At 59.7% G+C, this 15,217-nt stretch carries 13 protein-coding genes; 7 read left to right on the plus strand and 6 right to left on the minus strand.

Features of this window, described 5'->3' with window-relative positions; all coding sequences use genetic code 11:
• Positions 1 to 23 precede the first annotated feature (23 nt).
• The gene (locus BPSY_RS10250) at positions 24 to 1,631 is read left to right on the plus strand and encodes a zinc-dependent metalloprotease (protein ID WP_033497629.1); all 1,608 of its coding nucleotides are present in this window, start codon (positions 24 to 26) and stop codon (positions 1,629 to 1,631) included.
• Positions 1,632 to 1,711: 80 nt separating this feature from the next.
• On the opposite strand, the gene BPSY_RS10255 is transcribed toward BPSY_RS10250, so the two are convergent.
• Positions 1,712 to 3,217, minus strand: a complete 1,506-nt coding sequence (locus BPSY_RS10255; protein WP_033497631.1) for an ATP-dependent helicase — start codon at positions 3,215 to 3,217, stop codon at positions 1,712 to 1,714.
• 60 nt (positions 3,218 to 3,277) lie between these two features.
• On the opposite strand from BPSY_RS10255, the gene BPSY_RS11230 reads away from it, so the two are divergent.
• On the plus strand, positions 3,278 to 4,915 hold the full coding sequence (locus tag BPSY_RS11230; protein ID WP_238556852.1) for a phosphotransferase: 1,638 nt from the start codon (positions 3,278 to 3,280) through the stop codon (positions 4,913 to 4,915).
• Positions 4,916 to 5,000: 85 nt separating this feature from the next.
• Positions 5,001 to 5,225, plus strand: a complete 225-nt coding sequence (locus BPSY_RS10265; protein WP_033497633.1) for a DUF3107 domain-containing protein — start codon at positions 5,001 to 5,003, stop codon at positions 5,223 to 5,225.
• A gap of 68 nt (positions 5,226 to 5,293) precedes the next feature.
• Here the strand turns inward: BPSY_RS10265 and BPSY_RS10270 are convergent, their stop codons facing one another.
• Entirely contained in the window at positions 5,294 to 6,172 is an 879-nt protein-coding gene (locus BPSY_RS10270) for a PHP domain-containing protein (protein WP_051921924.1), read from the minus strand.
• Between the two features lie 104 nt (positions 6,173 to 6,276).
• Here BPSY_RS10270 and BPSY_RS10275 point away from each other — a divergent pair, with 104 nt between their 5' ends.
• The gene (locus BPSY_RS10275; RefSeq protein WP_033497635.1) at positions 6,277 to 6,939 is read left to right on the plus strand and encodes a vitamin K epoxide reductase family protein; all 663 of its coding nucleotides are present in this window, start codon (positions 6,277 to 6,279) and stop codon (positions 6,937 to 6,939) included.
• Between the two features lie 92 nt (positions 6,940 to 7,031).
• Here the strand turns inward: BPSY_RS10275 and dapF are convergent, their stop codons facing one another.
• Entirely contained in the window at positions 7,032 to 7,979 is a 948-nt protein-coding gene (gene dapF / locus BPSY_RS10280) for a diaminopimelate epimerase (RefSeq protein ID WP_033497637.1), read from the minus strand.
• 194 nt (positions 7,980 to 8,173) lie between these two features.
• Here dapF and murI point away from each other — a divergent pair, with 194 nt between their 5' ends.
• Positions 8,174 to 8,965, plus strand: a complete 792-nt coding sequence (gene murI / locus BPSY_RS10285; protein WP_033497686.1) for a glutamate racemase — start codon at positions 8,174 to 8,176, stop codon at positions 8,963 to 8,965.
• A gap of 161 nt (positions 8,966 to 9,126) precedes the next feature.
• On the plus strand, positions 9,127 to 9,972 hold the full coding sequence (locus BPSY_RS10290) for a patatin-like phospholipase family protein (protein ID WP_033497639.1): 846 nt from the start codon (positions 9,127 to 9,129) through the stop codon (positions 9,970 to 9,972).
• Here BPSY_RS10290 and BPSY_RS10295 read toward each other — a convergent pair.
• Entirely contained in the window at positions 9,930 to 10,886 is a 957-nt protein-coding gene (locus tag BPSY_RS10295) for a LysR family transcriptional regulator (protein ID WP_033497641.1), read from the minus strand. The two genes, BPSY_RS10290 and BPSY_RS10295, sit on opposite strands and share 43 nt — an antisense overlap.
• 138 nt (positions 10,887 to 11,024) lie before the next feature.
• On the opposite strand from BPSY_RS10295, the gene BPSY_RS10300 reads away from it, so the two are divergent.
• Positions 11,025 to 12,524, plus strand: coding sequence for an aspartate ammonia-lyase (locus tag BPSY_RS10300; protein WP_081884411.1), 1,500 nt, complete (start codon positions 11,025 to 11,027; stop codon positions 12,522 to 12,524).
• A gap of 156 nt (positions 12,525 to 12,680) precedes the next feature.
• Here the strand turns inward: BPSY_RS10300 and BPSY_RS10305 are convergent, their stop codons facing one another.
• Together BPSY_RS10305 and BPSY_RS10310 are read right to left on the minus strand one after the other, a co-directional pair.
• Positions 12,681 to 13,610, minus strand: a complete 930-nt coding sequence (locus BPSY_RS10305; protein ID WP_033497642.1) for an SPFH domain-containing protein — start codon at positions 13,608 to 13,610, stop codon at positions 12,681 to 12,683.
• A 191-nt stretch (positions 13,611 to 13,801) separates the two neighbouring features.
• A complete protein-coding gene (locus tag BPSY_RS10310) occupies positions 13,802 to 14,989 on the minus strand; it encodes a trans-sulfuration enzyme family protein (RefSeq protein WP_033497689.1) in 1,188 nt (395 codons plus the stop codon).
• Between the last annotated feature and the right edge of the window lie 228 nt (positions 14,990 to 15,217).

The following is a 15,217-nucleotide window of genomic DNA, read 5'->3' on the forward strand; positions in this document are numbered from 1 at the left end:
AAAGACGGAATATGGGCGACGCTATGGACGATAATGCAATCCACCAATGGTTGATCGAATGCTTCGGTCCTATGCAGGGCGAAGCTGCGTGGCAGCAGTTCTCCCAGCTCCCCGAATCGATGCGCGATCAGATTCGCGCGCAGGGAGAGCAGGGGCTGCCGAAACCCGCGGAAGTGCAGTCACTGATCCAGGCGTTCACGGCAGGAGGCCTCAACACGGCCGGTGATGTGCAACGCACGGTTGAAGAAGGCCCCATCAACATTCGTCTCGCCAAATCAATAGCCGCGAAACGCATCAGCGAAGAAGGTGCCCAAACAAGCATCGACGCGCAGGAGGGCGACTCCGTCCGCTCAACACTGAGTGAGAGCAGTCTGTGGCTGGACTCCGTCTGCGACTTCAATCCGGCACCAGGCGAGACCCGCCTGCTGACCCGCGCCGACTGGCTTGAAGGCACCATCGATGCCTGGGCTCAATTCGCGGCTCCTGTAGCATCCTCGATGAACGAGGCGCTTGCTTCGGTATTCCAGGAAAGGCTCGGCGGCTCAATCGACGGCGAGGTCTCCGGCATGTTCGCGGGACCCGTGCCCATTCCGATTCCCGACAATCTCAAAGACCCCGGCACACTGATGAAACTGCTGGGCAACACATCCTTCTCCATGCAACTCGGTCAGGCCGCAGGAAACCTCTCGAGCGAGGTCCTCGGCAGTTTCGACCAGGGCATCGCCCTGCTCAAATCACCGGCCGGAGCACTGATGCCTCAGAACATCAAGGAGTATGCGGAGTCATTGGAAATCGACGCCTCCGAAGTCACGGCATTCGTCGCCCTGCACGAGCAGGCACATGCCAGACTCTTCGCGGCCGTCCCCTGGCTGATGCCGCGTTTCGAAGCCCTGATCGGCAAATACGCCCGTGGCATCTCCATAGATCTGGACGCGATGGAGGAACAGCTGCGCGATGCCACCGAAATGAACCCTGAATCCATAGCCGGTGCCGTCAACCTGAGCAATGTCGGGGTGAATGACACACCTGAGCAGCGTTCGGCACTGGAAAGCCTGGAGATACTGCTGGCATTGGTGGACGGATGGGTCGATTGCGTCGTATGGCGCGCAGGCATGGCGCATCTGCCACACATCGAACAACTCCGTGAGATGACGCGACGTCAGCGCGCGGCAGGCGGGCCGGCCGAGCTCACCTTCGAATCCCTGCTCGGTCTGCAGCTCCGCCCACGTCGTTTGCGTGAAGCCTCCGAGGTCTGGGAACGTATCACCGCCGCACAGGGTCAGGATGCCAGGGACGCGATGTGGTCGCACCCCGACATGCTCCCGGTGCTCGGCGGTGCCGATGATGAGGATGCGCTGATCGAGGCACCATCCGGCGCTTCGGTCGGAGAGACCGCTGATGCCACGCACAGCGGGGTCGATTGGGATGCCGAGCTCAGCAAGCTGCTTGACGACAACGCCAGCAACCAGCAACACGGCGCTGACACCAATTCCAACGCTTCAGAAGACAAGTCTTCGGACGCTGACACCGACACCAAGAACGATGGCAATGGCCATGGTAATGACGATGGCAAGGGCGACGAAACGACAGATCCCGGCGACGAGAAGGGCTCCGGTACCTCACAGAGCTGAGTAACCGTCAGCCGGCAGGATACCTGGGGCATATCCCGTGAGGGCATGCCCCACAGCAGTGGGCACATCCGGTATCGGATTCACCCGTGCACAAGGAACCTGCTGGCCTGCTTGTCAGGCGTGCCGGGTCCCGCCGTCCCTCTGGAGAAGGAAAGGTGCAGGCTGTCCCCTGCTCGGGTCACCCCGACGTAGAGCAGCCTTCGCTCCTCCTCCAACGCATCCCCGGCCGCGGGAGAGGCGAATGGAATCAGACCTTCAGAGCACCCGACGATGAAGACGTGGGCGAATTCCAGACCCTTGGCGGCGTGGATGGTCGAAACCGTGACCACACCCTGGTCCTCATGCTGCTCCAAGGATTCCATCAGATCCTTGCGCCCCTCCGCGGTCGATGTCAGAGCCACGTTCTGCCAACCTGATTCGGTACGGACCCGATACCGTATGCCTTCGGCCCGCAATGCCCTGCAGATAAGCATCTGCTGGGCGTTGATCCTTGTCAGCACCGCACAGTCCTTCATGTGGGCGCCCTCACGAAGCAGCTTGGCGATGCGTCTGGCCACTCCCCTGGCCTCGGCCACATCATCGGTATAGGCGGTCGTCTGCACACGCTGACCTGGATCCCTGACGGCATCCAGATGGATGTATGACTCACGGTGCTGTGCTGATTGCAGCACCTTGTTCGCATATCCAATCACCTGAGGGGTCGACCGGTAATCCGTATTCAATGTGATATCGGCGGACAACGGGCCGAATTCCTCATCGAAATGACCGAGATAATAACTCGTGGCACCCGCGAATGAGTAGATGGTCTGGGCCGGATCGCCCACCACGCAGATGTTCCTGTTATCCCCAAGCCACAGTTGCAGCAGGCGATGCTGCAGCGGCGAAAGATCCTGGTACTCATCAATGGTGAGATGCCTGATGTCCGAGCGTATCGAATTCGCCACATCCCCCGGGGTCTGGAGCACATGGCATGCGATAAGCAGCATATCGTTGAAGTCGATCTGATTGCGTGAGGTTTTTTCCTGTTCGAACATCGTCATGACCTGCGCCATCCGATCAGGATCCAGATTCGCCGGGGGTACGCGGTGCAGAGCCGTGCAGACTTTCACATAGTCCGTCGGATCGATAAGGCTCACTTTCGCCCAGGCGATTTCGGCCATCACATCCCGGACTTCCGAATCCTCGATATCCGCCGACCTCAGCACCCGTTTCATCGCTCTGAAGGTCAGGGCCCCGGGTTTCTCCACCAGCATCGGGAAAGGCGTTTCACACAGCTCATGCCATACACGACGCAACTGCTGCAATGCCAATGAGTGGAATGTGGATGCGCTCACCGTCGCGGGCGCTCCCAGACCTTGCAGTCGCAGCCGCATCTCGTCGGCGGCCTTCACCGAGAAGGTCACCGCAACCGTCCTATCCGGATTCCAGATTCCTTCGGCGCAGGCGTACGCGATCCGATGGGTGATCGTCCTCGTCTTACCCGCACCGGCACCGGCGATGATGCGTACCGGACCTTCAACGGCCAGTGCGGCCTCCCTCTGACTCGGGTCGAGATCTGCAAGAATGCTCTCGGATTGTGTGCTCACATCCCCTATTGTGGCAGCTTGCTTCCCCAATCGCGTCTCAATGTGTATTACTGTGGAAATGTGACTCATCGAAGCAATCTGACACTGGCGGCACTCGCATCCGCAACGATGCCCGGAATCGCGGTATCCGGCACCCGATCCTCGAATCAGGCAAGCGCGGGCGATCGTGATGCAGGCATAGATCTGGCCATCATCCAAGACGGTCCAGGCAGACTGTACGATGTAATCGTCAGCAGCACCGATGAGGGAAAGAAACGCTTGCGGCAGCGTGTCAAGGCGGCTGTCACGCTCAGCCGTGCCAAGGAGCCGGGTGGGCTGGGTTTCGCCATGGAGCGCATTCTGGCCTATGAGCAGGGGGAAAACGCCGAAGGCCCGACCGGTCTCAACGCTGTGGTCATCATGTCCCATTGCGAAGGGGCCTCAGTGGCCCTGCGCTCGCTCGATGCACAGGATTGCGTGGCGATCGGAACCGCAATAGGCGCCATCCATCGATTGGGCGGGGCCTTCCTGCGTGACGAGTCCTACCCCAGCTTCACCACCGACAACATCAAACAACAACTGCTGTCCTGGATTTCCAGACTGAGCAAGGCCGGCCATATTCCCCAGGAGATCATCCGCAGCTGGTCGGATATCGTCAACACCTCGGGTCTGTGGTCCTTCACCACATGCCCGGTGCACGGCGGCTTCGACGACGGCGACTTCCTGTTCTCGGACACCAGCCTCACAGCCGTTTACAACTGGCAGGATATGCAGATCAATGACCCGGCCCGCGATCTCGCCTGGATTTTCGCCAAACTCGATGAGCCGCGCAGAAACGCCTTGATCGGCGCATACGGCAGAATGATGGGTTCGCGTTTGGATCCGATGATCATGCTCCGCGCCAATCTCTGGTTGCAGATGGAGCAGGTCGGTGATTTCATCAGCGCCCTCGATCATGCCGATAACGAAGGCATTCTGCAGTTCAAGGCCCAGGTCGAGCATCTGGCCCATCAACTGACTTCACGTCAGTCCGCCCAGCAACGCTCCAACGCCCAATCACGGAATACACATGCCCCCTCGACCATCACCGTCGGAACCCTGCTGGATAACCCGGGCCGCGTCTCCGAAGATCATGGTCCATCATCCGCAACGCCGGGCCCCGTCCAACGGCCTTCTGGCGAGGCGAAGCGGCAATCCCCGGATGCGGGAAGACCCGCCTTCGGAGAATCCGATAGGCAGACGCCGGATGGACAGGACCATCCGCTGCGAGTGGCGGATGAGGCCGATGAGGCGAGTTCCGCCACGATCGTCGTGAGCAGCATCAAGCCGCTCCATCCCCCTGTCTCACAGGAGAACGAAGCCCAGGAAGCGCCCTTGACGGGGCCGGATGTGGATGAGACGCCCGGATCGATGACGCATGGTGACATTCCGGAAGAGACCGTGCCAGCGGGCGACGATCCAGCAGGCAAGGGCCCGGCAGGCAACCTCCCGGCGGAGAAGGACTCAGCCGACCAGGCAAGCGATCAGGCAGGCGACCAGAAGACCTCAGCGCACGATGAGGATTGGATGGACGACAGGGCTGCCGCCGATTCAGCGGAAACCATGCTGATTCCGAATCCCACGATGAAAGCGGATGCGAAGCCCCATGACCGCTTCGGGTATGACGCATCCCGGCATGCAGGGGACGCTGACGGCGAACAATCCCAGTCGGGCGAATAATAGGCATTGCATCATCCGCCCGACCATATGCGTACGGCCCCGCGCACCTCGCGCGCCAGGCCCCAACCAACGATGAGAGGAAATCATGGATATTGAGATTGGCATCAGGAACGTCACCCGCACGGTAAGCTTCAGCACCGATGCCTCGGCGGAGGAGGTCGCTCAGCAGGTCGAAGAGGCTCTGGCATCCGACAAGGCCCTGGATCTCAAAGACAACCGAGGACGTCGCATACTTGTACCGGCCCAGGCTCTCGGCTATGCGATCATCGGATCCGACACCTCCCACCCGGTGGGATTCGGCGCACTCTAAAGCGCTTCCGTCTTATCAGCAGATGCCCCGCACTGAATATGTGCGGGGCATCTGCTGATAAGAACCTTTTAGGCCAGCGGGATACTTCCCATTTCCACGATTCGCTCCACCGTGCGCTGATCCGTGGTGTTTTCGCCGAGCACATTGGGTTTACCGGCACCATGCCAATCGGATCCGCCGGTGACCAGAAGATCCCGTTGCCGGGCTATCCCCAGCAATCTCGCACGCTGCTCCGGACCGTTGTCCCTGTGCCATACTTCGAGACCGTTCAGGCCATCATCGATAAGCGCCTCGATCTGTTCGTCGCTGAGCAGGATCCGGTTGCGTTTCGTATCACCTGCATGTGCGACCACACTGACCCCACCCGCGGCGCGCACCGCTGCAACGACGGCATGGGTGGTGGGTGAGGGCGTCGGCAGATAATAGGGGCTTCGTGATGAGCAGATGCCTGCGAAGGCTTGAGAACGATCGGTGTATATTCCCGCCGCCACGAGCGCATCGGCGATATGGGGACGCCCCACCGTGGTTCTCCCGCCTTCCTTGACCTGGGCCATCACATCCGTCCAACCGATCGGATAGTCCTTGGATATCGCATCCACCATGATCCTCGCACGCCGCAAGCGTGCCTGCCTGGTGCTCTCGAACAAGGCGGTGATGCCTGCGTCATCGGGATCGTACTGATAAGCCAGCATATGCACAGAGACATCGCAGTCGTCCGCGGTGATTTCCGTACCCCGGAGCAGCGGCATACCGAGTCGTTGCGCGGCTTCAACCGCGTCATCCCACCCTGCCGTGGTGTCGTGATCGGTTATCGCGACACCGGAAAGACCCGAGCTGCGGGCCAGTGCCATCATCTGCGCGGGTGTGAACGTGCCATCGGAATACACCGTATGGCAATGCAAATCCCAGGCCCGGCTCAGCTCTGGGCGTTCTGCGGCGTGAATCATACATCCATCGTATGCTTGTAGCTAGTTTTATGCTCCGGACTATTCGCGGAGCGCTTCCACCATCAGGTGCACCGCTTGCACCTGCCAGCAGACATGAGGCGAGAATGACCGGCACCCAGGCTTCAACAATCAACGATTCACAGCCCACAGGCTGGCGTCATGGGTCTACTTGGACATATCTGGTGATGTTGCTTTCCTCCGTCGCCGCGCTTGTGGTTTCACTCGCGTTGTCCGCAGAAACGCTGCAGCTGGCACGCCACCCCTCGGCCAAACTCGGGTGTGACGTCAACGCGGTGGTGTCGTGCTCGGCGGTCGCCAATTCCTGGCAGGCGGAGTTCATCCACTTCGGTTCATTCAGCTTCCCCAATGCCTTCTTCGGCATCGCCGCGGAATCGGTTTTCGTCACTCTGGCCGTTCTGGGCCTGGCGAAGGTGAAACTGCCACGCTGGTTCGCCATCTGCACGTGGTGGGGAGGACTCGCCGCCGCACTCTACGCCTACTGGCTGTTCACCCAGTCCATGTTCGTCATCAATGCCCTATGCCCCTGGTGCCTCGGATTGCTGTTCGCCACGACCCTTCAATTCATGTCGCTCAGCCATGCGACGGTCACCGTGCAGGATCTGCCGTCACCCAATGCCTCCTTCGCCGGGCTTCGCAGGGGTCTTAACACCTACTACCGTCTTGGCTTCGATCTGATGTTCGATGTGGTATGGATCGTGGCCATCATCGCACTCATCTTCATCACCAAGGGCGCTGCCATCTTCTAGAATCGGCGACCCGCGATAGCGATCACCCGTCATTACACCGCCATTGGAACACCGTCGTTCCGAACACGGCCGGGGAATGACGGGATGATCGTTCAGTGCTGAGGATTCAACTCGATTCTCGCCACAATCGTCGCAGAACCAGTCAAACGCACGGATTCGTCATCCACGTCGACGTCGAGCACTCCTCCAAGCACATGGATCGTCCAGTGTGATATCCCGGTCAGCGCACGCAGGGTCACGCCGGTGGCGCATAGCCCGGTACCGCAGGAGAGCGTCTCACCGACACCGCGCTCATGGACCCTCATGAAAGCCCGTCCCTGTCCTGTGAGTGGGTCCACCGACTCGATACGTACGAATTCCACGTTCTGGCCTTCATCCAACACGGGTGACACCACAGGCTTGCGACTCAGATCGAGCGTTGTCAGGGCGGGCAGGGTCGCCTGCGACGATTCCAGCGCTTCGGTGTAGGAGGCGCTGCCGTCCTCAATCAGACACACCACATGCGGATTGCCCATATTCACATATGTCCCGCGCGCACTGCCTTCGACACCGGGGATCGATACGGTATGCCCCATCACAGGACCGATCGCCCACTTGCCCATATCCACACGGAATACGTCCTGCCCCAGAAGCTCGTCATCGCCGAGGCTGCTGAGTATCTTCACACCGGCCCGCGTCGCGAGTCTCAATGGTTTATCATCCTGTGCTTCGCCCGTCAGCATGCACATGCGCCGAATGAACAAGGCGGTCACTCGTGTGCCGTTGCCACACATCTGCGCCAGGGAGCCGTCCGCGTTGCGGTAATCCATGAACCAGGAGGCGTCATCGGCCTGCGCCGCACGGACATCCCCCTCACTGAGGTCGGATACGAACTGCGGACGTGTGATGCGAAGCAGACCATCGCCGCCGATCCCCCGATGACGGTCGGTCAGACGGACGACCTCCTCCGTGCTCGGCTCGTAGATGCCTTCGGGATCGGCATACACCACGAAATCGTTGCCGGTTCCGTGCGCTTTGTAGACGATATCAGGGATGCTCATGTCTGTAGCGTAAACGCGGCGCGAGACGATGGGCGCCCGGTGTCGGCCTGCGGCACAATCCCTGCGGCATGGAGGCTTCAATCGGCGGTGCGTGCCGTAAGCCTAGTGCCGGGGTGGTAGGAATGACCACCGACTCTTCACATGCGCAGACTACGATGGAATGCCGGTACACGGTTGTCAGCATAGGAGGGTCCATGACCTCATCAGCGCCCATAGGCATGTTTGATTCGGGATTCGGCGGACTCACTGTGGCGGCCCAGCTGCGCCGGGATATGCCGTCCGAGCAGGTGCTCTTCTTCGGTGACAGCGCACATGCACCATACGGCATCAAAACTCCCGATGAGATTCGTGAACGCTGCTTCTCCATCGCCGACGACTTCCTCAATAAGGGCGTGAAGGCACTGGTGGTGGCCTGCAACACAGCGACCAGCGCATGCATCGAGGAGATGCGGCATCGCTACGATATACCGGTCATCGGCATGGAGCCGGCCTTGAAGGTCGCCTGCGACCGAGGTCACGGGGTGAGACAGCATGTGATCGTGGCGGCCACTCCCCTGACGCTTCATGAACATAAATTCGCCGCGCTGATGGATCGCTTCAAACAGGATCATGACATCACGCCCATGCCCTGTCCCGATTTGGTGACCACCGTCGAGTCCGGGAACATACTGAACCCCGATGACGCGTGGGCGGTGATGCATCGGTATTTCGACGGGTGTGACTGGGATGCGGTGGATTCGGTGGTGCTCGGCTGCACGCATTTCGTCTTCTTCCGCGACTATTTCAAGGAACTATGCCCAAGCACCGTGTCGATCATCGACGGCAACGAAGGCACGATACGACACCTGCATGTGGTTCTGGAAGCGCTTGGCGACTTGGCTCCAGAAGGCAGCGAAGGTGGCATAACGCTGTCCAACTCGGATGCATCACCTCGGATGTCCCGTCGATCGAATGAATTATTCGCATCCATCCAGACGCGGTGTTGACCTGCGCCCGAGTAGTGCCGTGGGGAGCTTCGAGGCGACGGCAGATCCGCATCGTCTCGCGGCCCCCTGCGCGTATGTTCAATGATTGATCACTCAACGAGTATTCATGGCCAAGGGGCGGCTGTAGGCTTACTATTTGCATAAGCAGAGGGGGAAATGACATGTCGAAAACGGCCATCATTGATGTTGGGGGCGGGTACCGCGCCATATTCGGAGCAGGCGTATTCGATTACTGCGCCGACCACGATCTCAGCTTCGACCACTGCTACGGGGTCTCTGCGGGCAGCGCCAATCTTGCATCCTTCATGGCGCATCAACCCGGACGCACCTACCGTTTCTACACCCAGTACGCCTTCCGCAAGGAGTACGCCAGTTCACGCAATTTCATGCGCGAGCGCAATTTCGTCGATCTGGATTATGTATACGGCACGCTGTCGAACCATGACGGCGAAGACCCCATGGATTTCGAGGCATTCGAGCGCAACCCCTCGGATCTCACCGTGGTCGCCTGCAATGCGCTGGATGGCAGCACCAAGTATTTCGGCAAGCAGGATGTGAGCAGGGATGACTACGACATCTTCAAAGCCTCATCGGCCGTACCTGTCGCATGCGAACCATATGTGATCGATGGCGTCCCCTACTTCGATGGCGGCATCTGCGACCCCGTCCCGGTCCAGAAGGCCTTCGACGACGGGTGTGACAAGGTGGTCCTGGTGCTGACCAGGCTCAAGGATGTGCCGCGCAAACAGCACAAGGACGTATTGCCGGCACGGATTCTGCGACGCTCGTATCCGCAGGCAGCCGAGTTGCTGCTCAATCGTTACCGACGGTACAACGACGAGGTCGACAAGGCCAAGGAGTACGAGCGGGATGGGCGCGTGCTGATCGTGGCCCCTGACGACCTCTGCGGTTTGGACACCCTGAGCAAGAACTATGAAGGCCTTGGACGCATGTACCGCAAGGGTTACGCCATGGCTCCTGCAATCGAGGAATTCATTCGGGGCTGAAGTATCTCACCGAGTCCGGCATCGCTTGATGTGAGCATGGTGACCGCCAGATCGGCAAGATGCCCGGCCATCGGTGAAAGTTCCCAGTTGGTGCGCTGCACCAAGGCGAAGGTGTCATAGATGGGCTCTTCCAGCTTGGTGGTGTGCACGGTACTCGGGAAGGTGTCGGATTCCGCGACGGCCTTCGGAACGATGGTGTCCCCAAGGCCGCTCGCCACCAGGGACACGGCCGCGTCGACCGATTCGACCTCCATTTTCGGCTCCAGTGTGATGCCATGCAGCTGCGCCAACTGAGCAAGCTGATGCCTGGTGGGGTCGTTCCATCCGTGGTGGGCGTCATACAGGATCAGGGGCGCTTTGGGGATATCCTCGATGGCCATCGCTGTGGCGCACCGTTCCGGATCGGCGCTGGCCCATACGATTTCATGACGCATCAGGGGCCGTATCTGCAATCCCTCGGCAGGTATGGGCAGGCAGAGCAGCCCGGCTTCCAGCTCACCGTTGCGCACCGCGTCGGCCACTTCGAATGAGTTCTGTCCGACCAGACGCACACGCACATTCGGATAGGAACGGTGGAACACGGTGGCGAGATCCGAGAGCAGGTAGTAGCTCGCATTCTGCAGAATGCCGAAGGAAACCGTTCCCCCCTCACCGGTGTTCAGGGCATGCAAGGCGCTGTCCGCACCCAACTCCGCGTCCAGAAGACGCCGGGCCCAAGGCAGCAGGGTCTGACCGGCCGTTGTCAGGACCAGACGTCTGCCTCCTCGCACGAACAGGCTGATCTGGTATGACTCCTCGATTTTCTTCACCAGCTCCGAAACCGTAGGCTGCGTGAGACCCATGTATTCGGCTGCGGCCGTGAAGGATCCCAGTGTCGCAGCAAGATAGAATGCTCGAATTTGCGTTATCGTCATAGCTTAAACCTATAGGATACAAAGGATATCCTCGTCTTGTGCGATGGCTTGGCACTGCATAGTGTTGCTCGTGGTGATGGAACGGCATCCAGAACAAGCCCGCATCACCGCCCATCCTCCACAAGAGAAGGAACATTCATGGCGCGAACCGTATCGCAGACACCAACGGGAATCATCACAGCAATCACCAGTACGAAAGACCAGACAGTGCATTCCTTGCGAACGGCATCGCCACAGACGGAGCATCGGATCGAGCATGATTGCGTCGGCTCACTGCCGGTACCATCCCAGGCCTACTGGGGTATTCATACCCAGCGTGCAATAGAGAACTTCCCGGTCAGCGGCATAGCCGTCAGCCATCACCCTGAACTCATCCACGCCTATGCGACGGTGAAGCGGGCCTGCGCCATGGCGAATCGTGATCTCGGAGGCATCACCAAGGATCAGTGGAATCTCATAGACAGCGCGTGCACCGACGTGGCATCAGGAGCCTTCGACGATCAATTCCCCACGGATGTGCTTCAGGGCGGTGCCGGAACATCGACCAACATGAATGTCAACGAGGTCATAGCAAACAGGGCCCTGGAACTTGGAGGATACGAGAAGGGGTCATACACCCTGATTCACCCGAATGACCACGTCAACAAATCACAATCCACCAACGACAGTTACCCGGCGGCTGCACGGCTGGCCATAATAGAGGCCCTGAACGGGCTGCTCCAGAGCATGGGGATGTTGTCGCGCGCCTTCCGCGCGCTCGGCGAGCGCACGATGCAGGACGTCACCATCGGCAGAACGCAATTGCAGGATGCGGTCCCCATGACCTTCGGACAGGAATTCTCCGCATTCGCATCATTGCTTGAATCAGACGCGAAAGCCATCGACGCCGAACGTTCGCCGCTGGCCACGCTGAATCTCGGTGGAACGGCCATAGGCACCGGAATCTGCGCCGATGCGCGTTTCCGAGAGTGCTCGATACAGCACGCGGCCTCACTTACCGGGCTCCCGATAACAGCCGCGGATGATCCGATCGCGGCGACTTCGGATACGGCGGATTTCGTCATGACATCAGCCCTGTTGAAACGCAGCGCAACTCATCTTGGGAAAATCGCCAACGATCTGCGACTGCTCAGCAGCGGCCCGCGGGCTGGAATCGCTGAGATCATGCTGCCGCCCAGACAGGCCGGATCCTCGATCATGCCCGGAAAAGTGAATCCGGTCATCCCGGAGTGCGTCAATCAGAGCGTCTTCATGGTCATGGGGATGGACACCACCGTCTCATTCGCGGCTGAGGCAGGCCAGCTCCAACTCAACGCCTTCGAGCCTGTTATCGTGCATGCCATCCTGGAATCCATCGGCATACTCGGCAAGGCGATGGACACGCTACGCATCAACTGCGTCGAAGGCATACGGGTCAATGCTGAAACGGCTGAGGACAGCACCCGGCGCTGCGCATCACTGGCCACTTCCCTGATCGGGCATATCGGCTACGAGCAGGCGGTCGGGGTCGCCCAAACGGCCATGTCGCAGAACATCACGGTCCGCGAGGCCGCCGGACTTGAAGGCAGCATACGGCCCGAGATACTGGATGACATACTCAACCCACTTGAACTCGCACGCGTGCAGGGCAAGGGTTAGGGCAAGGACTGACGGATGCCTTCACTGCCATCCCGAACATAGTGAAGGGGCCTCAGCCGATCGATCTTCGGCTGAGGCCCCTTCACTATGCCTGGCATTCATCTGCGCGCCGTCTTCGACTCCGCGATGGACACGAAGCAGCGGCGCGACGCTGCACTAGCGCTGCACGATTGCCGGCGGCTTCGTCGCTCCGTCCTCCTGGGTGGTCAGCAGGGCGCTGCTGACCTGGTTAAAGAGCTCGTTGTATCCACCGGGCGTGGAAGCGGGAAGCACCACGGTCTTGGCATTCGGGGAATCGGAGAGCGAACGCATCACATCGAGGTACTGGTTGAACAGCACCACATTGTTGACATCAGCGATATCCATGCCGACTGCCTGAAGGCTCTTGATCTGGTCGACGATGCCGTTGGCGATCTCCCTGCGGTAGTTCGCCTGACCTTCACCCTGGAGCCTGGTCTTCTCCGCGTCGGCCTGTGCCTGCGTCTCGATTTCGATCCGCTTGGCCTCGGCGCGTTCCCTGGTCGCTTCCTTCTCACGCTGTGCCGCGTTGATGGAATCCATCGCGTTCTTGACCTGCGTTGATGGGTCGATTGCGGTGATCAGGGTTTTGATGACCGAGAAACCGAAACGTGACATTTCGGTGCCGACCGTGGTTTGCACATCCGAAGCCACATCATCCTTGCGTGCGAATGCGTCGTCAAGCTTCAACGCCGGGATGGCGCTGCGGAGTGCGTCCTCCATATAGGAACGCAGCTGTCCCGCAGGATCGCGCAGCTCGTAGTATGCCGTTGCGACGTCCTTGGGATTGACCCTGAACTGGGTTGATGCGGCCACCGTGACAAAGACGTTGTCAAGCGTCTTCGTCTCCAACTGGACGTTCAACTGGTTCACGCGCATATTCGTTTTCATCGCGATACGATCGATCACGGGAATCTTCAGGTGAAGACCAGCGAAGGTCACATTCTTGAACTTACCGAAGCGTTCCACGATGTACGCCTGCTGCTGAGGCACGATGTAGAGCGCCGAAAACAGCAACCATAGCAGCAACACCACAATCACAATAGAAGCAATCAATCCGCCTGACATTCTTCTCACACCTTCCAGGTAATAAGCCCCAAGGGCTTTCTCTCGATGCCTCAGACCCCCCGGCATCTCCCGGAATAATTCTAACAGGCCGCATCCATACGATTACCTGGGGCAGCGGGGCCCGCCTTCGCCGAGGAGCCGGCCTGGCAAGGCGGCGTGCCGACAGAGCCGAAGGCCGGGATCCGGTGAAGCTATGAATGTATGGTGCGACGAGCAGGAGTCGAAAGCGATTGCCGAGCCTTCTCGAAAGCCTGTTCGAGGTCGCCGAGCAGATCACTGACGTCCTCGATGCCGACCGCAAGCCTCACCAGTTCATCGCTGATGCCCAGCTTGAGACGCTCCTCACGTGGGATCTCGAAATGCGTCATCCTGCAAGGCAGCTCCGCAAGGCTTTCGACGGCGCCAAGGCTTACCGCGAGGCGGAAGACCTTCAGGCTGTTGAGTACGATGCTGGGATCCACACCCTCCTTCACCTCAAAGGAAAGCACCCCGCCCGCACCCTTCAACCCCTTCTTCCTCAGGTCGGCATCACCTTCCTCGTCGATGCCGGGATAATGCACGCTGCCCACCAGCGGATGCGCGAGCAGATATTGCGCGATGGCGCGGGCATTGTCCTGCTGGCGGTCGACGCGCAGCGCCAAGGTCTGCAGACCTCTTCTGACGGCATCGCTCTCCGCAGGAGGCAATACGCCTCCAAGCCTGTTCTGGGCGAAATAGAGTCGATTCGCTACCGCCTCCTCCTTGGCGACCGCAAGTCCTGCGATCACGTCGGAATGCCCGGCCAGATACTTCGTCGCCGAATGCAGGACGATATCGGCGCCAAGATCGAGGGGCTGCTGAAGATACGGGGTCACAAAGGTGTTGTCCACGATCACGATGGCACCATGACGATGGGCCAATTGCGAAAGCGCGGCCACATCATTGACCTGAAGCAGCGGATTGGTGAGGGTCTCGAAATAGAGGGCCTTCACGGGAGCGGCGGACAGCGCCTCTTCCACCGCATCCAGATCCTGCGTATCCACCGGCGAAAAATCAAGGCCCCAACGGTCGAAGTGTTCGTTGATCTGCGAATAGGTGCCGCCATAGATATTGGCGCCTACAACTATGCGGTCACCGGGTGCGAAGATGGAAAGCGCCGCGTGTATGGCCGCCAGCCCCGACGCGAAAGCGAAGCCTTGAACGCCATGTTCCAGCTGTGCGATCTGACGTTCCAGGAATTCACGGGTCGGATTGCCCGAACGCGCATAGTCCCATCGCGGTGCGTCATCGACGGATCCGAAGGCATAGGTCGACGAATTGTAGATCGGGGGGTTCACCGCACCGGTTGCGTTGTCGTTGACTCCTGCACCATGTACCAGCTGTGTGTTGAACTGAACCATCACCACTCCCCCGAATCGTTTATCCGCATCCTGCTCGCCGTGCACGTGAACCCGCGCTCATGCGCATCGTTCACGGATGCCTCCTATGGGCCCTGCTTATGAACACCGAAGGTAGCAGCGGGAGCGAGTCGGGACCAAGCGGAGCAGCATACAAAAAATCTATATGACGTTCAAGGCCCTTGGTCTACCAAGCATGAGGGCCTGCATCGGACGCAGCCGACACTCCCG

This window comes from Bifidobacterium psychraerophilum (assembly GCF_000741705.1).
Lineage (GTDB): Bacteria > Actinomycetota > Actinomycetes > Actinomycetales > Bifidobacteriaceae > Bombiscardovia > Bombiscardovia psychraerophila.